We start from the raw sequence: 19,836 nt of genomic DNA, 5'->3' as shown, positions 1-19,836 counted from the left end.
TGTTAGGCCTGCCGCCAGCGTTCAATCTGAGCCATGATCAAACTCTTCAGTTCAAATCAATTCGGGTTTTGAGAAAACCCTAAACTTGGCTCAGCAATCGCAAAAAACTCTCGAATTCACGAGTGTTACTTGTGATGCTGATAATCTTGCGACTGTCAGTCTTACCTCACAAGCACCCACACGAATTGCTTGATTCAACTTGTTAAAGAGCGTTTCGATCGATTCACTCAGCGTTTCCGCTTCGTCTCAACCGAGGCCGCGCATTCTACAGCAGCCTTTCAACCTGTCAAGCATTTTTCGAAAATTTTCTTTTCGAATCAACTGCTTGCGCTTCAGCGAAGAACTCGACCACCGAAGCGAGGGAGATGAATCATACAGCAACCAGAGCCGCTGTCAACACCTCCGAACAACGCACCTTCAACCCGGAAACCGAAGACGCAGCAGGGAGATCACCCTGCACTTCCACCACCACCCCGATCCAAGCACTTGATTTACAAGGCTTTTTCGATCAGCTTGCCGCTGGAAGTGGGGCGCATTATAGAGACATCGGCGGCGACGTCAACGGCTTTTTTCAGTTTTCCTACTCAGCCCTCGACTGCCCCCGGCTTCTTACGCCTGGGGGCCACGAAACCATCACCGAGAGCCGGGGCGGGGCTTTTCTTCTCGCCCTTGCGGGTCGGCGACTTGCTGCTGCCCTTGGCCGCAGTCCCGGACTTCTTGGCCAGCTTTTTCTTCTTGGTGCCCGCCGCCTTGCCGGATGCCTTGAGCTTCTTCGGCCCAAGGTAACTGCCCAGCAGCTCCTTGATCTGGCGACGCTCGAAGGACTGCTTGAGGTAGCGCTCGATACTGGACATCAGGTTCCAGTCGTTGTGGCAGATCAGCGATATCGCCTGGCCCGTCTGCCCGGCGCGACCAGCGCGACCGATGCGGTGGACATACTCGTCGCCGCTGCGCGGCATGTCGAAGTTGATCACCAGGTCGATCCCTTCGATGTCCAGGCCACGTGCGGCCACGTCGGTGGCGATCAGCACATTGATGTTGCCCTGACGCAGGCGCTCGACCGCCTCCCGGCGCTCCTCCTGGGTCTTCTCGCCGTGCAACACGTAGGACCTCACCGCCGAGGCACGCAGCACGCCGGACAGGCGATCGGCCTGGGCTCGGGTATTGGTGAAGACGATGGCCTGGGCGAAAGGCTCGTGAGCCAGCAGCCACTGCAGCAGGCGCTCCTTGTGCGGCACATCGTCTGCCGTGATGATCTGCTGGCGGAGGTTTTCGTTCAGCTCGTCCCGACGATTGAGCAACAGCACCTCCGGATCACGCAGTACCACGCTGACCACCTGCCCCAGCGCCCGTTCACCGGCAGTGGCCGAGAACAGCAGGGTCTGCCGCTCTTGCGGGCAGGCACTGGCGATCTTCAGCACGTCTTCGCTGAGCCCCATGTCGAGCATGCGGTCGGCCTCGTCGAGCACCAGTACCTCGACATCGCCCAGCGTCAGGCTGCCGGTCTCCAGATGGTTGAGCACCCGCCCCGGGGTACCGATCACGATCTCGGGATTCTTGCGCAGCGCGGCCGCCTGTTCCTTGAAGCCTTCGCCGCCGGTAACCAGGCCGGCCTTGATGAAGGTGAACTGAGCGAAGCGCTCGACCTCCTTGAGCGTCTGCAGGGCCAGTTCGCGGGTCGGCAGCAGGATCAGGGCGCGCGCGCCGGCCTGCGGCTTGCTGTTCTGGAGCAGATGGTGCAGCAGCGGCAGGACAAAGGCTGCCGTCTTGCCGCTGCCGGTCTTGGCGGTCACCCGCAGGTCGCGCCCCGCCAAGGCCGGCGGGATGGCTGCCGCCTGAACCGCAGTCGGCTCGGTGAAGGACAGGGACGACAACGCCTTGAGCAGTCGCTCATGCAAACCGTAATCAGCAAACACAGCCTACCTCGAATGATGAAAATCGCTGGCGCATAGACTACCCCAATGCGCGCCATCACTCAGGCGTTGTTTGCAGGACCGCGCGGATGAGCGCGCCGCGCATCGCCCTGCCAGCCGGCTGCCACTGCGCCGCCCTTGAGAAAACGGATCAACGCCAGGGATATTCGATAAATGATCACCGAAAACCACTACAAGGCATCGAGTTGATTGATATACCCTCGAATCAACAGCCCGATCCATCATGAGCAAGGTCGATGAAAGCCCCCCGCGTAACTCTCGAGCAATGGCGTACCCTGCAGGCGGTCGTCGACCACGGCGGCTTCGCTCAGGCGGCCGAAGCACTGCACCGCTCGCAGTCGTCGATCAGCTACACGGTCGCCCGCATGCAGGAGCAGCTCGGCGTACCGCTGCTGCGCATCGACGGACGCAAGGCAGTGCTCACCGAAGCAGGCACCCTGCTCCTGCGCCGCTCGCGGCAACTGGTCAAGCAGGCCAGCCAGCTCGAGGAACTGGCTCATCACATGGAGCAGGGCTGGGAAGCCGAGGTACGCCTGGTCCTGGACGCCGCCTATCCGACCCGCCAGGTGGTCGAAGCCCTCTCCGCCTTCATGCCGCAAAGCCGCGGTTGCCGCGTGCTGCTGCGCGAGGAGGTGCTGTCCGGCGTCGAGGAGGCGCTCACCGAGGGCGAGGCCGATCTGGCCATCAGCGGCCTGATCCTGCCCGGTCAACTGGGTACCGATCTGGCCAACGTCGAGTTCGTCGCCGTCGCCCACCCCGATCACGCGCTGCATCGCCTGCAGCGCGAGCTGACTTTCCAGGATCTGGAAGCCCAGCTGCAAATCGTCACCCGCGACTCCGGCCGTCGCCAGCAGCGTGACGTCGGCTGGCTCGGCGCGGAACAGCGCTGGACCGTCGGCAGCCTGGCCACCGCTGCCACCTTCGTCAGCAGTGGCCTCGGCTTCGCCTGGCTGCCCAGCCACCTGATCCAGCGCGAACTGGCAGAAGGCAAGCTCAGACCGCTGCCACTGGGCAACGGGGCCCGACGCGAGATGCGCTTCTTCCTCTACCCGAACAAGGACCGCCAGATGGGCCCCGCTACCCGCATCCTCAGCGAACTGCTGCGCCAGAGTGCCCTCGCAAGCAACAATGGCTGACCCGCTGCCGATCTCCGAGCAACCGATTTCGCCCCCCACACAACAGGAAGCACCTCCATGCTGAAGAAACTCGCCATGACCGCCTGCGCCCTTTTCCTCTCCGCCAGCGCGCTGGCCGCCGAGGCACCGCGCGTACTGCTCACCACCAGCCTCGGCGACATCGAGGTCGAACTGAACGAGGAAAAAGCGCCGATCAGCGTGAAGAACTTCCTCGGCTACGTCGACAGCGGCTTCTACAACGGCGTGCAGTTCCACCGGGTCATCCCCGGCTTCATGATCCAGACCGGCGGCTTCACCGCCGACATGCAGCAGAAGGACACCCGCGCGCCGGTCAAGAACGAGGCCGACAACGGCCTGCACAACGTGCGCGGCACCCTGGCCATGGCCCGCACCAGCGACGTCAACAGCGCCACCAGCCAGTTCTTCATCAACCTGACCGACAACGCCTTCCTCGATCACGGAGGCCGCGACTTCGGCTATGCGGTGTTCGGCAAGGTGGTCCGCGGCATGGAAGTGGTCGACCGCATCGCCGGCGTGCGCACCGGCAACCGCGGCATGCACCAGAACGTGCCGGTCGAACCGGTGCTGATCGAGTCGGCCAAGCGCCTGTAAACGCGCGCTTCCGGGTGGGCTCAGCGCCTCACCCGGAAACGGCGCCCCCTGCTATCCCTGTCGATACGGCAGCAAGCCACGCGACGCCTCGAGGTAGGCGCGCACGCCGGCCCGCTCCTGCTCGAGAAAATCCGCCACCGCCGCGCGCAACCCCGGGTGCCGCAGGTAATGCCAGGAACGGGTCAACACCGGCTCGAAACCGCGGATCAGCTTGTGCTCGCCCTGCGCCCCGGCATCGAAGCGCCCGAGCCCCTGGCCGATCGCCAGCTCCAGGCCCTGGTAGAAACAGGTCTCGAAGTGCAGGCGGTCGAAATCGGCCAGGCAACCCCAGTAGCGCCCGTACAGGCACTGGCCATCCACCAGGAACAAGGCCATCGCCACCGGCCGCCCCGCCTGGAGCGCCAGCACCACGCGAATCGACGCCGGCATGCGCTCGGCCAGCAGGCTGAAGAACGCTCGCGTCAGGTAGGGCCTCTGGCCGCGCACCGCATAGGTGTTGGCGTAGCAGGCGTAGACGAAATCCCACTCCGCTTCGTTCAGCTGCCCGCCCATGCGCCAGTCGAAGGCGATCCCCTGCCCCGCCACCTGCTCGCGCTCCTTGCGCATCTGCTTGCGCTTGCGCGAGCTCAGCGCCTCGAGAAAGTCCTGGAAGTCGCGATAGCCGCGGTTGATCCAGTGGAACTGGCAACCGAGGCGCTCCAGCCAGCCCGCGCGCCCGGCGAGCACGCCATCGGCGAAGGCGTCGGTGAAGTTCACATGCAGCCCGCTCAGCCCCTCCCCGGCCAGCCCTTCAGCCAGACCGTCGAGCAACTGCCCGGCGCCCGCCGTCTCCTGCGCCAGCAACCGGGCGCCCGTCACCGGGGAGAACGGCACCGCCGCCAGCAGCTTCGGGTAGTAGGCAATACCCGCCCGCTGGCAGGCGTCGGCCCAGGACCAGTCGAACACGTACTCGCCGCGGGAATGGCTTTTCACATAGGCCGGCATGGCCGCCAGCAACCGGCCGTCCGCATCGCGCAGCAGACGATGGGCCGGCTGCCAGCCGCTGCGCGCGCCGACGCTGCCGCTGTCTTCCAGGGCAGCGAGAAAGGCATGGCGCAGGAACGGCTGCCCGTCCGGCAACAGCCGGTCCCAGTCGTGGGCAGCAATCAGGGCGAGGGATGGCAGGGTCTGGATCGTCATCGGCACAGTCTGGCGCGGCGTGCGGACGAAAAAAAGCCCCACCGGAGTGGGGCTTGAATGGGATTTTTACGGATGAAGCCTGGAGCTTAGAACTTGGCTTCGAGGTCCAGCTGCAGGGTGTCGGTGTCGGTATCAACCAACAGCGGGCCATTCTCGATGGAGTCGGTCTCGGCCATGTAGTAGGTCGCACCCGCGGAGAAGTTCTTGCTGATGTCGTAACCCAGCTTGAACTTGTGGCCGCGCGAGCCAGTCACGCCGGTGGCGAAGTCGGAGTCGGTGAAGAGGCCGACCACCGCGTTGCGCTCCACGTCGCGATAGTTGTAGTCGAACTTGACCTTGCCGTAGCCGGTCTTGAAGCCGACCAGCCAGGCGGTGTCGCCATCGTTGCCGCCATTGCCGCCGTGGTTCTTGAAGGCGATCTCGTCGTTGGCAGCGGCGTTGACCACATACTGGCCGTACAGCGACAGCGGCACGGCGAGACCGGTGAAGTCGACCTGACCGAAGCCTTCCCACAGTTCGAACTCAGAGGTCGTGTTACCGAATGCGGTCAGCGCGGAAGGCGTAATGTTGCCGTTGCCGTCGGTGATCTTGTCGTTGTCGAAGCTGTAGACGCTACCGCCCAGGGTCACGCCGACCTTATCCGCCGGAGCGAGCTTGACGCCGAGCTGAGCGGTGTACATCTGGGCGTCGTGCTTGAACTCCACGCCCTCGTCGTCGACGTTGTCGTCCAGGTTGTAGTAACCGGCGCTGCCGAACAGCTCGGTGCTGCCGCCCAGCGGGTACTTGTAGGTGGCAGCCAGACCTTCCGGATTGATGTCGCCGTCCCAGACCACGTCGGCCACGCTGAACCAGGGCTGGGGCATCTTGCCGCCGATCAGGTGCAGGTTCTTCACCGCATCCGGGTGGTAGTCGATATAGGCCTGGTCCATCCAGATGCTCTTCTTGTCGAAGTAGTTATCCAGATCCTGGTTGGTGGAACGACGGTCGCTGCGGTCGGTACGGGCGGTATCACCGCCGCCGCTGGCAATGCGGATGCCGACATCCACTTCCGGGTTGACTTGGCTGTAGGCGCCCAGGCGCATGCGCACACGCTGGCGGTTCTTGTCTTTGCCACCGTGGGTATCGCCGTCGACGTTGGTGACTTCCTGGCGCAGGCGCACATCGCCCTTGAACTGGGTCTTGGTCGCCCAGGCCAGCTTCTCATCGAACTTGGCGGCAGCAGCCTTCTGCGCAGTGACTTCCGCCTGCTCCTTGGCCAGTTCGGCCTGCAGTTCGGAGTGCTGGGCAGCGGTAATCGAGCCGTTGGCCTTTAGCATCTCGAGCAGTTTTGCATCGACAGCCGCGCTGGCCGGTACACTCATGGCCAGCAGCAGGCCGGTGCACAGACCCGAAGCAACGTGCTTAGAAACAATACGACTCATCAAAAATTCCCCTCGACAATTGTTGGCGTCCAAAACACGTCAGCCAGCGGCTTAGTTGTGTTGGGGGGAATCTTGGTGACCGCGCATTACAGGCCTGCGGCTAAAATGTGAAGATTTTGTGAAAGCGGAACTTTTCCCATTCGCTGTGCGCCGGCGCCCGGCCGGGGTTTCGACCGCTGGCGACGAGGCGTCAAGCACGCGGTTTCCAGCGCAAGCACGATCCGCCTTGAGCGATGGGCGGCGCATCCCGTAGTGTGACGACCGAACGGCAGGCCACTATCCGTGCCGCCATCGACGGCAGCAAGACACCGCCCATGCGCAGACCGGAGGCGCCCCATGTCCACCGCATCCCCCAGGCTCGGCCACTACGCCCTCGGCGGCATCGTCGCCTGCATCCTGCTCAACCTGCCGGTACGCACCCTGCTCAGGGTCGGCGGCCCGTTCGCCACCCTGCTGGTCGCCGGCCTGGTGGCGCTGGGGCTGGCCCTGGTGTTTCGCTGGCGCTGCGGCCGCCGGCCTTACCCAGTGGAGCGGCGCATACTGGTCGGCTGGTACGCCCTGGGGCTGGGCCTGCTCTATCTCGGCCTGCTGGTGTTGATCGAGTTGCAGGATGCCCACGGCCCCGCCGCCCTGCTGCTGTTCGCCGCCCACTACCTGGCCTACCCGCTGCTGGCCTGGTTCGCCCTGGCCCCGGAACGCGACGGCGAGTGAACCGAACGCCGCCCACGCAGACCAATGCGGGCACGCCCCGTTTTCGAGAAAGATGAACGCCACACCGACTGCCACCGCGCCCCTCACCGCCACCGACCTGCCCACCGTCCTCGCCGGCCCGCTGCTGCGCCGCCTCGAAGCCCGGCGCCTGGTGCTCTGGCTGGTCGGCACACGAGCGCTGAACGCCAGCCTGCAACTGGCCTATGACGATCCGCAGCACGGCGCGGTCGAACTCGCCCTGCCGCTCGACGATTCCCGCTGCCAGCGCCTGGCCATCGGCCGCCACGCCTGGCTGCACCTGATCGACGTGACGCTGGAGCAGCCGCTGCCGGCCGACGCCTTCATCTATTACGACCTGCATATAGAAGAAGAGGACGGCGGCACCCGGGCGATCGCCGACTGGGCCCCTCATCTGTTGTACCCGGGACAAGCGCGGCCGGATTTCGTGCGCCGCGGCCGCCTCGATCACCTGCTGCACGGCTCCTGCCGCAAGCCGCATCACCCCAGCAAGGACGGTCTGCTGCAGGCCGACGCGCTGCTCGCCGCCACTCGCTCGCAGCCGGCCGAGCGGCCGGCGCTGCTGATGCTCAGCGGCGACCAGGTCTACGCCGACGATGTCGCCGGCCCGATGCTGGTGGCCGTCCACCGCCTGATCGAACGCCTCGGCCTGTACGGCGAGCACCTCGACGGCGCCACGGTCAGTACCAGCGAGGCCCTCTACGCGCACCCGGCCGGCTACTACCGGCGCGAAGACCTGCTGCCCGCCTACACCGCCAACGAGGAACTGCGCGAGCGCTTCTTCGGCGGCGTGAAGAAGCCGGTGTTCACCAGCGCCAACGCGCACAACCACCTGGTCACCTTCGCCGAGGTGCTGGCCATGTACCTGCTGGTCTGGTCGCCCACTCCCTGGCAGTTGATCGCTCCGCGCATGCCGGAGCTGCCCGAGCACCTGGCGACTCGCTACCGTGCGGAGGAGCCCCTGATCCGCGCCTTCGTCGCCGACCTGCCGCAGGCCGCGCGGGCCCTGGCCCAGCTGCCGTGCCTGATGATCTTCGACGACCACGACATCACCGACGACTGGAACCTCTCCGCGCGCTGGGAGCAGAGTGCCTACGGCCACCCGTTCTCGCGACGCATCGTCGGCAACGCCCTGCTCGGCTACCTGCTGTGCCAGGGCTGGGGCAACTGCCCGGAGGCCTTCGCTGGCGAGCTGCCGGCGATCCGCGAGTTGCTCGCCACCCCGGACCGGCAGCAGCGGCTGAGCGCCGAAGCGCAGGACGCCGTCATCGACCGCCTGCTGACCTTCGACCACTGGCACTACAGCCTGCCCGGCCAGCCACTCTTGCTGGTGCTCGACACCCGCACCCGCCGCTGGCGCAGCGAAAGCTACCTGAGCCGCCCCTCCGGCCTGATGGACTGGGAAGCCCTCTGCGAGCTGCAGCACGCCCTGCTCGACGAGCCGGCGGTGGTCATCGTCTCGCCCGCGCCGATGTTCGGCGTCAAGCTGATCGAGATCGTCCAGCGCCTGTTCACCTGGGCCGGCTACCCGCTGCTGGTCGACGCGGAAAACTGGATGGCCCACCGCGGCGCGGCCAAGGTGATGCTCAACATCTTCCGCCACTCGCGCACGCCGGCGAACTACGTGATCCTCTCCGGCGACGTGCACTACTCCTTCGCCTACGAGGTGCACATCCGCCACCGCGACAGCGGGCCGCGCATCTGGCAGATCACCAGCAGCGGCATCAAGAACGAATTCCCGCGACGCCTGCTCGACTGGTTCGACCGCCTCAACCGCTGGCTGTACGCCCCGCATTCGCCGCTCAACTGGTTCACCAAGCGCCGCCGCATGCAGATCACCCCGCGCATCCCCAGCCGCAGCCAGCGCGGCGAGCGCCTGTGGAACGGCGCCGGCCTGGGCCAGGTGCGCCTGGACGAACAGGGCCGTCCCTGCGAGATCCGCCAGCTGAACGCCGATGGCTCGGCGCCGACGTGCTTCGAAGCCATCGTGCGGCAGGAAATGGACGGCTGAGCCCAGGGCTCACCCGCGCGCCGATTTGGCGCATACTGGATACACAGCAGCCAGCTCCGGAGACCCCATGCTGCCCCGCACCCTCGAAGAACTGGACGCCCTGCGCGACGAGTGCAAGGCCATGGTGACCAAGCGCGCAGGCCTCTCCGCCGGCGCCGCGGTGCTGCCGATCCCCGGCCTCGACCTGGGCACCGACATCGCCCTGCTGATCGAGCTGATCCCGGCGATCAACCAGAAGTTCGGCCTCGGCGCCGAACAGGTCCGCGGACTCGACCCGAAGCTCCAGCGCATCGTGCTGGTCGGCGCCACCAGCCTGGGCAACAACCTGATCGGCAAGTGGGTGACCCAGCAACTGGTCATGCAGATGCTGCAGCGCCTCGGCATCCGCGTCGCCACCAAGACCGCTGCCAAGTTCGTGCCCATCCTCGGCCAGGCGCTGGCCGCCTCGATCAGCTTCGGCGCGATGAAGCTGCTCGGCAATGCCCACGTCGAGGACTGCTACAAGGTGGCCAGGCAGGCCCTGCTGGCGCAGGAGCCGGAGCAGATCCGGGTGATCGAGGTGACCCCGGAGATGGTCGAGGTCGCCCGCCCCTGACGCCCGGCCCACCCGGCGGGCGCGGCCTGCCGGGTGAGGCGGCGCTGGCGAGCTACTTCTGCAGCTTGGTGATCTTGGTGCCCTGGATGCCGATCCCGGCCATCAGCCCCTTCTGGTCGAAGACGAAGGCATAGATGTCGTCCTTCATGGTCGCGGTGGTGGCGTTCCTGGCCACGCCCTCGTCGACCACCACCACGGTCGGACCGACGCCGACTTCGAAGCCGTCCACCTTGTCGAGCGCCTGGAAGGCCGCGTCGGTCATGAACATCATCGCGTAGCCGTACTTCTGCACCCCGGCCTGCAGGCCGTAGGAAGCCCCGGCGGTGCTGTAGTAGGCGACGGTCTTGCCGTCGCGGATCAGCGCACCCTCGCCGTACTGGCCGCCGACCACTAGGCCGGCCTTGGTGATGCTGGGGAACACCAGGATCGCCCGGGCCTTCTCGCCCAGCACCTTGGCCGCCGGCACCTTCGCATACAGGTCCTGCAGGGCGGCCTGTGCCGCCTGGTCGAGCTGCGCCGCATCGGCGGCACGGACCGGGCTGGCCGCCACGACCAGCCAGATGCCGATGATCGCGGCGAGCAGCATCTGCCAGGCCTTGCTCACGGGCACCAGGGGCACAGCGACCGGCTCGGCGCGCGAGACGGACTGGACAAGTTTCATGATTCACCTCCGCAGGGGAAAACTCGGCGTGGTCCAGCCACTGCGAGTCAGGAGATGACGCCTGCCCACGCTGGACGCGGCGCGCGGGTGCACGCCAGAAAAACGCTAGTTCGTGCCGCGAAGGTGGTCAATTCCGCTCCTCCGACCCTGGATACCGCACCGCGCCAGCGGCCCGCCTCAGGCCTCCACCGCCGCCCACTGCTTGTTCAGGCGCTTGTCCGACACCGCCATGCGGGTGCCCAGCTGCTGGGCGAACAGCGACACCCGGTATTCCTCAAGCATCCAGCGGTACAGGGTCAGCTCGGGGTCGCGCTTGCCTTCCTGGGCGTGCTTGGCGGCGCGCGCCTGGTACTGCTCCCAGTAGCCGGCCAGTTCGCCGCTCCACACCCGGTCGCGCTGCAGCTGGCTGCCGACCTTGTCGAGGCGCTGCTCGATGGCCTTGAGGTAGCGTGGATACTCCTTCAGCCACTCGGCCGGGGTCTGGCGCACGAAGCCGGGGTAGACCAGATTGGCCAGCTGGGCCTTGATGTCGTTGAGCGCCACCGCCATGGCCAGGTCGATGCGCCCCTTGAAGCGCTTCTGCAGGCCGTGCCAGAGCTTGAGTATCTCCAGCACCAGCTTCGCCAGGCGCTCGGCGTGCTCGCTCCAGCTGCCGCGCTTGCGCTCGGCCAGCGCGGCCAGCGCGGCGCCGTCGCGCGGCAGCGGGCTTTCGCCTTCGAGGATGCAGCTGTCCAGGCTGGCCAGCAGGATGTCCTCGACCAGCGCCTCGACGCGGCCCAGCTCGCGGTACAGCAGGCCCATCTCGGTGATCCCCGGCAGCTTGGTGCGCAGGTACTTGGCCGGCTCGGCCAGTTGTTGCAGGAGCAGGCGCTGCAGGGCGCGGCGGTGCTGGAACTCGGCCTCGGCCTGGGTCGGGAAGCGCCCTTCCTTGACCGCACCGTTGTCCTCGACCAGCGCCGGGTAGACGGTCAGCGACAGCCCGGCGATCTTCTGCTGGGTGCTCTGCGCCACGCTGAAGCCCTTGGCTTCCACCTGTTTGGCCTCGGCCTTGCTCTCGGGGATGGCCAGCGCGGCCTGGCTGGCCTCGGCGAAGCGCGCGGTCAGCTCGGCCAGGTCGCGGCCCTCGCCGAGGAACTTGCCGCGCGCATCGACCACCTCGATGTTCATCTTCAGGTGGCTTTCCAGCTGGGCGGCGGAGTCGGCCCAGGCCTCCTCGGGCACGCGGGCGCCGGTCATGCGCTGCAGTTCGCGGCCCAGCGCCTCGGGCAATGAACCCTCGCCGAAGGCCAGCTTGGTCAGCGCGGCGCCGACGAAGTCCGGCACCGGCACGAAGTTCTTGCGCAGCGCCTTGGGCAGGCCGCGCACCAGCGCCACGCACTTGGCCTCCAAGAGGCCCGGCACCAGCCAGTCGAGGCGCTCGGCCGGCAGCTGCGGCAACAGCGGCGCCGGCACGCGCACGGTGACGCCGTCGCGCGGGTGGTTGGGCTCGAAATGGTAGGACAGCGGCAGCTGCAGGCGGCCGATGCTCAGGCTGTCCGGGTACTGCTGCGCGGTGACCTCGCGGGCCTCGCGGGCCAGCACGTCCTCCTCGCGCATGATCAGCAGCTGCGCATCCCTGGCGCTCTCGCGCTTGTACCAGCTCTCGAAGCTGGCGGTCTGGTAGACGTCCGCCGGCAGGCGTGCGTCGTAGAAGGCGAACAGGGTTTCCTCGTCGGCGAGGATGTCGCGGCGGCGCGCCTTGGCTTCCAGCTCGTCGAGCTTGTCCAGCAACTGGCGGTTGGCGGCGAGGCACCTGGCGCGGCTGTTGATCTCGCCGCGCACCAGGCCCTCGCGGATGAACAGCTCGCGCGAGGCCGCCGGGTCGACCGGCCCGTAGTGCACCGGCCGGCGGCCGACGATGATCAGCCCGTAGAGGGTGACCTGCTCGAAGGCCACCACCTGGCCGCGCTTCTTCTCCCAGTGCGGCTCCAGATGGTTGCGCTTGAGCAGGTGCGGCGCCAAGGGTTCGATCCAGTCGGGGTCGATCTTCGCTACCATGCGCGCGAACAGCTTGGTGGTTTCCACCAGTTCGGCGGCCATCACCCACTGCGGGCGCTTGCGGCCGATGCTGCTTCCGGGGTGCAGCCAGAAGCGCCGCTGGCGGGCGCCGTTGTAGTCGCCTTCCTCGGTCTTCTGGCCGATCTGGCTGAGCAGGCCGGCGAGCAGCGCCTTGTGCACGGCGGCGTAGTTCTTCAGGGTCTGCGCGGCCTGCTGGCGCTCGTCCTGGGCGGCGACCGCTTGACGGGCGCGCTGGTCCAGCTCGCCCGTCACCACGGGCGCGGCGACCGGCTCCGGCGCCTCCAGCTGGTTGAGCGGCAGCTTGAGGTCGCGGCAGGTGAGCAGCAGCTGGCGGTGGGCGTCGCGCCATTCGCGCAGGCGCAGGTAGTTGAGGAAGTTGCGCCGGCACCAGTTGCGCAGCGCGTTGGCGCCCAGCGCCTGGCGCTGCGCCTCGAAGCCGTGCCACAGGTTGATCAGCGCGGCGAAGTCGGAGTCCGGGTTCTTCCACTGCGCATGGGCCTGGTCGGCGGCCTGCTGGCGCTCCATCGGCCGCTCGCGCGGGTCCTGCACCGACAGGGCGCTGGCGATGACCAGCACCTCGGCGAGGCTGCCCTGCTGGGCGCCTTCCAGCAGCATGCGCCCGAGGCGCGGGTCGATCGGCAGGCGCGCCAGCTGGCGGCCCAGCGGGGTCAGCTGGTTGTCGCGGCTGACCGCGGACAGTTCCTGCAGCAGGTTGAAGCCGTCGCTGATCGCCTTGCCTTCCGGCGGCTCGATGAACGGGAAGTCCTGGATGTCGCCGAGGCGCAGGTGCAGCATCTGCAGGATCACCGCGGCCAGGTTGGTGCGCAGGATCTCCGGATCGGTGAATTCCGGGCGGCCGAGGAAGTCCTCCTCGCTGTACAGGCGGATGCAGATGCCCGGCTCGACCCGGCCGCAGCGGCCCTTGCGCTGGTTGGCGCTGGCCTGCGAGACCGCCTCCACCGGCAGGCGCTGCACCTTGGCGCGGTAGCTGTAGCGGCTGATCCGCGCGGTGCCCGAGTCGATAACGTAGCGGATGCCCGGCACGGTCAGCGAGGTCTCGGCGACGTTGGTGGCAAGCACGATCTTGCGCCCGCCGGCCGGCTTGAAGATCTTCTGCTGCTCGGCCGGGGTCAGCCGCGCGTACAGCGGCAGCACCTCGGTGTGCCTGAGGTTGGCCTTGCGCAGCACCTCGGCGGCCTCGCGGATCTCGCGCTCGCCGGGCAGGAACACCAGCACGTCGCCCGGGCGCTTGCCGATCGAGCGCTCGTGCGCCTCGATCTCCTCGAGGGCGCGCAGGATGCCCTGGTCCACCGACAGGTCGTCGAACAGCGGCTCGCCGTTCTCGTCCAGCTCGGCGGCCAGCGGGCGGTACCAGGTCTCCACCGGGTAGGTGCGCCCGGACACCTCGATGATCGGCGCGTCATTGAAGTGCCTGGAGAAGCGCTCCAGGTCGATGGTCGCCGAGGTGATGATCACCTTGAGGTCGGGGCGGCGCGGCAGCAGGTTCTTCAGGTAGCCGAGCAGGAAGTCGATGTTCAGGCTGCGCTCGTGGGCCTCGTCGACGATCAGGGTGTCGTACTTCTCGAGGAAGCGGTCGTGCTGGGTCTCGGCGAGCAGGATGCCGTCGGTCATCAGCTTGACCAGCGACTGCTCGCCGCTGTGGTCCTCGAAGCGCACCTGGTAGCCGACCAGCTCGCCGAGCGGCGTGCCCAGCTCCTCGGCGACGCGGGTGGCGACGCTGCGCGCGGCCAGGCGGCGCGGCTGGGTGTGGCCAATCAGCCCGGCCACGCCGCGCCCGGCTTCCAGGCAGATCTTCGGCAGCTGGGTGGTCTTGCCCGAGCCGGTCTCGCCGGCGATCACCACCACCTGGTGCTTCTCGATGGCCGCACGGATCTCCTCGCGGCGCGCGGCGATCGGCAGGGCGTCGTCGTAACGGATGCGCGGCACGCTGGCGCGGCGCGCCGCGACCTTGGCTATGGATGCCTGGAAGCGCTCCAGCCACTGCGCCAGCCTGCCCTCGTCCCACGCCGGCGTGCCGGCCTGCTTGCGCAGTTCGAGGAGCTGGCGGCGCAGGCGGTGGCGGTCGGCGTTGAGCGCCTGGTCGAGGTTGTTCAGCAGCTGGTCGAAGGCGGGTACGGCACTCATCGGGCGGGCATCGGCAGGCAATTCGGGGCGCCGATTGTCGCAGATTTGCCCGCCAGCGGGTCAGTCCCCGGCCACCGCCGCCGGCGCAGCGCCATGCCGGCCGAGCGCCAGCCAAATGCCCAGCGCCACAACGCCCAGCGCCGCGCCGGCGGCGCACACGCCACGCCAGCCGAACGCCTCGTACAGCGCCGCCGAACTCAGCGAACCCAGCGCGCCGCCGACGAAGTAGCCGGTCATGTAGCCGGCGTTGATCCGGCTGCGCGCCTCGGGACGCAGCCGGTAGACCTGGTTCATGTTGCTGACGTGGGTCAGCTGCACCGCCAGGTCGAGCAGCACCACGCCGACCAGCAGCGCCGCCAGGGAGCCGCCGGCGAAGCCCAGCGGCAGCCAGGACAGCGCGAGCAGCGCCAGCCCCAGGGTGATGGCCTGCGCGGCGCGCCCGCGGTCGGCCAGCCGCCCGGCCAGGCTGGCGGCCAGCGCGCCGACCGCGCCGACGATGCCGAACAGGCCGATCACCCCGTCGGAGTAGCCGTAGGGCTCGGCCGAGAGCAGGAAGGCCAGCGGCGTCCAGAGCATGGCGAACAGGGCGAACGTCAGGCCACCGAGCAGGGTATACAGGCGCAGCTCCGGTTCCTCGCGGAACAGGACGAAGACCGAGGCGAGCAGCCGGGGATAGCCGAGGCGCTCCGGGTGGCGGTAGCGCGGCAGAGCGAACCACAGCGCCAGCGCGGTGACAGTCATGGCCGCCGCGGCGAGGAAGTACACGCCGCGCCAACTGCCCAGCTCGGACAGGCTGCCGGCCACGGTGCGCGCCAGCAGGATGCCGAGCAGCAGGCCGCTCATCAGGGTGCCGATCACCCGGCCGCGCTCGGCGGGCGCGGCCAGGGTCGCGGCGAAGGGCACCAGTACCTGGGCGACGGACGAAAAGGCCCCGGCCAGAGCGGTGCCCAGCAGCAGCACGGCGAAACTCGGCGCACAGGCGCTGAGCAGCAGGCCGGCGGCGACCAGCAGGGTCATGCCGACGATCAGCCCGCGGCGCTCCAGCAGATCGCCGAGCGGCACCAGCAGGATCAGGCCCAGCGCGTAGCTGACCTGGGCGGTGGTGACCAGGGTGCCGGCGCGGGCATAGGACAGGCCGAATTCGTCGGCCAGGGTCTGCAGCAGCGGCTGGTTGTAGTAGTTGCTGGCCACCGCCACGCCGGTGGCGAAAGCCATCAGCAGCACTAGCCAGCGGCTCAAGGGAGGGGTTGGGTGTTCGTGCATGGTCTCGTCCTCGCCAGGAAGGGGCACGCAGTATCCGGCCGACCAGGCGATGACAGAAATGAATTGTTAAGATTGCTGCAATCTACAAAAAGGATTGAAAGCCATGAACCTCAAGCAGCTCGAATTCGCCATCGCCCTCGCCGAGGAAGGCCACTTCACCCGCGCGGCGCAGCGCTGCAACGTGGTGCAGTCCGCGCTCAGCCACCAGATCGCCCGCCTGGAGGAGGAGCTGGGCGCGCGCCTGTTCGAGCGACGGCCGCGCCGGGTGGTGACGACCCCGGCCGGCGAGGCGTTGCTCCGCGAGGCGCGCCAGGTGGTGGAGACGACCCGGCGGATTCCCGCCCAGGTGGCCGCGGTGGCCGGCGAGGTGCGCGGCTGCCTGACCGTCGGAGCGATCTCCTCGCTCGACCTGTTCGACATAGTCGAGCTGCTGGCTGCCTTCCACCGCCGGTTCCCGCAGATCGACATCGGCCTGCGCCAGGAGCACAGCGACCTGCTGCTGGAGGAGGTGCGCAAGGGCAGCATCGATCTGGCGTTCGTCGGCGTGGCGACCAGCAAGCCGCTACCGGGCGTGGAGAAGCGCCTGCTGGTCGAGGAGGAGCTGGTCGCGGTGTTGCCCCCCGGACACCCGCTGGCCGACCGCGCGCGTCTGCGTCTGGAGGAATTGCAGGACCTGCCGCTGGTGGACTTCCCCGCCGGCAGCAGCGCGCGCCAGCAGACTGACGAGGCCTTCGCCGCCCTCGGCCTGGCACATCGGGTGAGTTTCGAGATCAGCCACCTGCTCCTGCTGGAGCGCCTGGCCCGCGGCGGCCTGGCGGTCGGTCTGGCACCGGCCAGCAGCGCCGCCACCTTCGTCGGCCTGCCGCGCATCCCGGTCGCCGACGCGCCCAAGCGCCGGGTCTACGCCATCTGGTCGAGCCATCCGACCCCAGCCACCCGCGAGCTGCTCGCAGAGCTGGACACGCTGCTCGCGGCCGGTCAGGCCGGCGCCTGACTCAGGCCACCGCGCGCTTCTTCAGCTCCTCCTCGCGCAGCTCGCGGCGCAGGATCTTGCCGACGTTGCTGGTCGGCAGCGCGTCGCGGAACTCCACGTGGTGCGGCACCTTGTAGCGGGTCAGGTTGGCGCGCATGTGCGCCAGCACCTGCTCCTCGCTCAGCTCGGCGCCGGGCTTGCGCACCACGAACAGCTTGATCGCCTCGCCGCTGCGCTCGTCCGGCACGCCGATGGCGGCGCCCATCTGCACCCCCGGCAGGCTGGCCAGCACCTCCTCCAGCTCGTTGGGGTACACGTTGAAGCCGGACACCAGGATCATGTCCTTCTTGCGGTCGACGATGCGCATGTAGCCGTCCGCCTGGATCACCGCGATGTCGCCGGTCTTCAGCCAGCCGTCGGCGCCGAGCACCTCGGCGGTGGCCTCCGGGCGCTGCCAGTAGCCCTTCATCACCTGCGGGCCCTTGACGCACAGCTCGCCGGGCACGCCGAGCCCCAGGTCGTTGCCGGCCTCGTCGATCACCTTGCACAGGGTCGAGGGCATGGGAATGCCGATGGTGCCGGGCTGGTTGTGCTGGCGCGGATTGACCGATACCACCGGGCTGGTCTCGGTCAGGCCATAGCCCTCGCAGATGGCGCAGCCGGTGACCTCCTTCCAGCGCTCGGCCACCGCCTGCTGCAGGGCCATGCCGCCGGAGATGGTCAGCTTCAGCGCGGAGAAGTCGAGGCGGCGGAAGTCCTCGCTGTTGCACAGGGCGACGAACAGGGTGTTGAGGCCGACGAAGCCGCTGAACTTCCACTTGCCCAGCTCCTTGACCATCGCCGGCAGGTCGCGCGGATTGGTGATCAGCAGGTTGTGGTTGCCGAGCAGCATCATCGCCATGCAGTGAAAGGTGAAGGCGTAGATGTGGTACAGCGGCAGCGGGGTGACCAGGGTCTCGCAGCCCTCGCCGAGGTTGGCGGCCATCAGCGCCTGGCACTGCAGCATGTTGGCGATCAGGTTGCGGTGGCTGAGCATGGCGCCCTTGGCCACTCCGGTGGTGCCGCCGGTGTACTGCAGCACCGCCACCTCGTCGGCCTTGGGCTGCGCCTCGCGCAGCGGCCGGCCGCGCCCGCGTGCCAGCACCTCGGTGAACTTCACCGCCTGCGGCAGGTGGTAGTGCGGCACCATCTTCTTCACGTAACGCACCGCGGCGTTGACCAGCCAGCGCCTGGGCACCGGCAGCAGGTCGCCGACCTCGGTGACCACCACGTGGCGGATGGCGGTGTGCGGCAGCACCTGCTCGGCCAGATGGGCGAGGTTGGCCAGGCACACCAGCGCCTTGGCGCCGGAGTCGTTGAACTGGTGCTGCATCTCCCGCGCGGTGTACAGCGGATTGGTGTTGACCACCACCAGCCCGGCGCGTAGGGCGCCGAACACCGCGACCGGGAACTGCAGCAGGTTGGGCAGCTGGATGGCGATGCGGTCGCCGGGCACCAGGTCGGTGTGCTCCTGCAGCCAGGCGGCGAAGGCGCCGGACAGCTGGTACAGCTCGCCATAGCTGAGGCTGCGGCCGAGGTTGCTGAACGCCGGCTTGTCGGCGAAGCGCTGGCAGGATTCGCGCAGCACCGCCTGGATGTTCGGGTAGCGGTCGGGATCGATCTCGCTGGCAATGCCTGCCGGGTACTTGTCCGTCCAGAAGTTCTCGCTCATCGCGCCTCTCCCCCGCGTGTGGCTGCACCGGTCGCCAGCCCCGCTGACGCGGCTGCCTGCCCTGGCGCTCTTGTTATGTATGGCCCGCAGCAGCATGCGCTGCAAGCGGACACCCCCGAGGATAACAGCAGCACTGGGCCACGGGGCTGAACAGCGTCGCGGCGACGCGGTAACCTGAAGGCTCAGGGCCGGCGTGCGCCAGCCCCCTAGCCCCTCTCGCTCAAGGAGAACGCATGAGCCTGGTAGAGAACACCCCCTACGACGAACTGCAGGTCGGCCAGAAGGCCAGCTATCCGCACCGCGTCGCGGAGCGCGACGTGCAGCTGTTCGCCGAAGTCTCCGGCGACCGCAACCCGGTGCACCTGGACGCCGAGTACGCCGCCACCACCCAGTTCAAGGAGCGCATCGCCCACGGCATGCTCACCGGCGCGTTGATCAGCGCGGCCATCGCCACCACCCTGCCCGGCCCGGGGACCATCTACCTCGGCCAGAACCTGCGCTTCACTCGTCCGGTGAAGCTGGGCGACGAGCTCAGCGTCGAGCTGGAGGTGCTGGAGAAGCTGCCGAAGAACCGCGTGCGCATCGCCACCCGCGTGCTCAACCAGCAGGGCAAGGCGGTGGTGGAAGGCGAGGCCGAGGTGATGGCGCCGCAGGACAAGCTGCGCATCGCCCTGACCGAGCTGCCGCCGATCACCGTCGGCTGAGCCCCTCGGAAACGCCAGCGCCCGCATTCGTGCGGGCGCTGTGCTTTTCTGCAGGCAAAAAAAACGGGCGACCGAAGTCGCCCCAAATGCCTTGCGTGCTCGTGAGTCGGGAAGGATCTCTACTTCTTGCTGCCTTTCTGTGCGTCCTTCCAGACGAAATATCCAAATCCACCCAGGAAGCCGGCCGTCAGTACGACGATCACGATGCCGGCGATTACTACCTCGTCCATAAACATGGCTCGTTCTCCGCTCATGTCCTGCTGTTGAAGCCAGATTACCCATACCCGGGCAGGGGAAATTGACCCGGATCAACTGGCACCAACGACCCTGCCGGTGAAGGCGGGCTAATCCTGACGCAGATCAACGGAGCGGCACCCGGGCAGGACGCCCTGCGCGAAAAACGGCGCACCAGAAACACCGCGGGCGCCATCTGTGGCGCCCGACCTGGGAAAAACGGCGCGCCCTGGCGCGCGAGGATGCGGCTTCAGCGCTTCTTCGGCTTGCCGCGGCTCTTGGCCTTCTTCTTCGCGGTCAGCGGCAGGGCCTGCTCGAACAGCTGGCGGACGTCCTGCAGGCGCTTCTCGTGCAGGTCGTGGATGCGCCGCTCGCGCTCGGCGGCGAAGTCGATCAGGGTCTCGTCACTCATGGCGTCTTCCGGCGCAGTGGATGGGGATGCCTGCATGATGCGGCAGTTGTCCGCCTGC

Annotated in this window: 16 protein-coding genes; 7 read left to right on the top strand and 9 right to left on the bottom strand. The window is 67.7% G+C overall.

Annotated features, from left to right (window positions below; translation table 11 throughout):
• Positions 1-584: 584 nt before the first annotated feature.
• Positions 585-1,916 carry a DEAD/DEAH box helicase gene (locus tag RA210_RS21655; RefSeq protein ID WP_201487972.1) on the bottom strand — a complete coding sequence of 444 codons (1,332 nt, stop codon included), beginning with the start codon at positions 1,914-1,916 and terminating at the stop codon, positions 585-587.
• A gap of 254 nt (positions 1,917-2,170) precedes the next feature.
• On the opposite strand from RA210_RS21655, the gene RA210_RS21650 reads away from it, so the two are divergent.
• On the top strand, positions 2,171-3,070 hold the full coding sequence (locus RA210_RS21650; protein WP_136490734.1) for a LysR family transcriptional regulator: 900 nt from the start codon (positions 2,171-2,173) through the stop codon (positions 3,068-3,070).
• 57 nt (positions 3,071-3,127) lie between these two features.
• Positions 3,128-3,682: a peptidylprolyl isomerase gene (locus RA210_RS21645; RefSeq protein ID WP_201487971.1), complete on the top strand. Its 555-nt coding sequence runs from the start codon at positions 3,128-3,130 to the stop codon at positions 3,680-3,682.
• Between the two features lie 51 nt (positions 3,683-3,733).
• On the opposite strand, the gene RA210_RS21640 is transcribed toward RA210_RS21645, so the two are convergent.
• Complete coding sequence (locus tag RA210_RS21640) at positions 3,734-4,861, bottom strand: GNAT family N-acetyltransferase (RefSeq protein ID WP_201487970.1); 1,128 nt, start codon at positions 4,859-4,861, stop codon at positions 3,734-3,736.
• 86 nt (positions 4,862-4,947) lie between these two features.
• Entirely contained in the window at positions 4,948-6,282 is a 1,335-nt protein-coding gene (locus tag RA210_RS21635; protein WP_201487969.1) for a putative porin, read from the bottom strand.
• A 336-nt stretch (positions 6,283-6,618) separates the two neighbouring features.
• Here RA210_RS21635 and RA210_RS21630 point away from each other — a divergent pair, with 336 nt between their 5' ends.
• From RA210_RS21630 to RA210_RS21620, 3 genes are all read left to right on the top strand, one after another.
• Positions 6,619-6,993: a hypothetical protein gene (locus tag RA210_RS21630; protein WP_201487968.1), complete on the top strand. Its 375-nt coding sequence runs from the start codon at positions 6,619-6,621 to the stop codon at positions 6,991-6,993.
• 52 nt (positions 6,994-7,045) lie between these two features.
• Positions 7,046-9,022, top strand: a complete 1,977-nt coding sequence (locus tag RA210_RS21625; protein ID WP_201487967.1) for an alkaline phosphatase D family protein — start codon at positions 7,046-7,048, stop codon at positions 9,020-9,022.
• Positions 9,023-9,089: 67 nt separating this feature from the next.
• The gene (locus tag RA210_RS21620) at positions 9,090-9,617 is read left to right on the top strand and encodes a hypothetical protein (protein ID WP_136490728.1); all 528 of its coding nucleotides are present in this window, start codon (positions 9,090-9,092) and stop codon (positions 9,615-9,617) included.
• 52 nt (positions 9,618-9,669) lie between these two features.
• On the opposite strand, the gene RA210_RS21615 is transcribed toward RA210_RS21620, so the two are convergent.
• The 3 genes from RA210_RS21615 to RA210_RS21605 form a co-directional block, all read right to left on the bottom strand.
• Positions 9,670-10,278, bottom strand: a complete 609-nt coding sequence (locus RA210_RS21615; protein WP_236574835.1) for a YSC84-related protein — start codon at positions 10,276-10,278, stop codon at positions 9,670-9,672.
• 177 nt (positions 10,279-10,455) lie between these two features.
• On the bottom strand, positions 10,456-14,481 hold the full coding sequence (gene hrpA, locus RA210_RS21610) for an ATP-dependent RNA helicase HrpA (RefSeq protein ID WP_201487966.1): 4,026 nt from the start codon (positions 14,479-14,481) through the stop codon (positions 10,456-10,458).
• Positions 14,482-14,541: 60 nt separating this feature from the next.
• Entirely contained in the window at positions 14,542-15,696 is a 1,155-nt protein-coding gene (locus RA210_RS21605; RefSeq protein WP_236574834.1) for an MFS transporter, read from the bottom strand.
• 151 nt (positions 15,697-15,847) lie between these two features.
• On the opposite strand from RA210_RS21605, the gene RA210_RS21600 reads away from it, so the two are divergent.
• Positions 15,848-16,738 carry a LysR family transcriptional regulator gene (locus RA210_RS21600; protein ID WP_201487964.1) on the top strand — a complete coding sequence of 297 codons (891 nt, stop codon included), beginning with the start codon at positions 15,848-15,850 and terminating at the stop codon, positions 16,736-16,738.
• A gap of 1 nt (position 16,739) precedes the next feature.
• On the opposite strand, the gene fadD1 is transcribed toward RA210_RS21600, so the two are convergent.
• Positions 16,740-18,428 carry a long-chain-fatty-acid--CoA ligase FadD1 gene (gene fadD1, locus RA210_RS21595; RefSeq protein ID WP_201487963.1) on the bottom strand — a complete coding sequence of 563 codons (1,689 nt, stop codon included), beginning with the start codon at positions 18,426-18,428 and terminating at the stop codon, positions 16,740-16,742.
• A 233-nt stretch (positions 18,429-18,661) separates the two neighbouring features.
• Here fadD1 and RA210_RS21590 point away from each other — a divergent pair, with 233 nt between their 5' ends.
• Positions 18,662-19,132, top strand: coding sequence for a MaoC family dehydratase (locus tag RA210_RS21590; RefSeq protein ID WP_201487962.1), 471 nt, complete (start codon positions 18,662-18,664; stop codon positions 19,130-19,132).
• Positions 19,133-19,251: 119 nt separating this feature from the next.
• On the opposite strand, the gene ccoM is transcribed toward RA210_RS21590, so the two are convergent.
• Positions 19,252-19,368, bottom strand: a complete 117-nt coding sequence (gene ccoM / locus RA210_RS22125; RefSeq protein WP_280142154.1) for a cytochrome c oxidase subunit CcoM — start codon at positions 19,366-19,368, stop codon at positions 19,252-19,254.
• A gap of 248 nt (positions 19,369-19,616) precedes the next feature.
• The gene (locus RA210_RS21585; protein WP_168772537.1) at positions 19,617-19,778 is read right to left on the bottom strand and encodes a hypothetical protein; all 162 of its coding nucleotides are present in this window, start codon (positions 19,776-19,778) and stop codon (positions 19,617-19,619) included.
• Positions 19,779-19,836: the final 58 nt, after the last annotated feature.

This window comes from Pseudomonas sp. OF001 (assembly GCF_904426495.1).
Classification (GTDB): Bacteria; Pseudomonadota; Gammaproteobacteria; order Pseudomonadales; family Pseudomonadaceae; genus Geopseudomonas.
The sequence above is the reverse complement of the archived record's forward strand: the minus strand, read 5'-3'. Positions and strand labels throughout refer to the sequence as shown.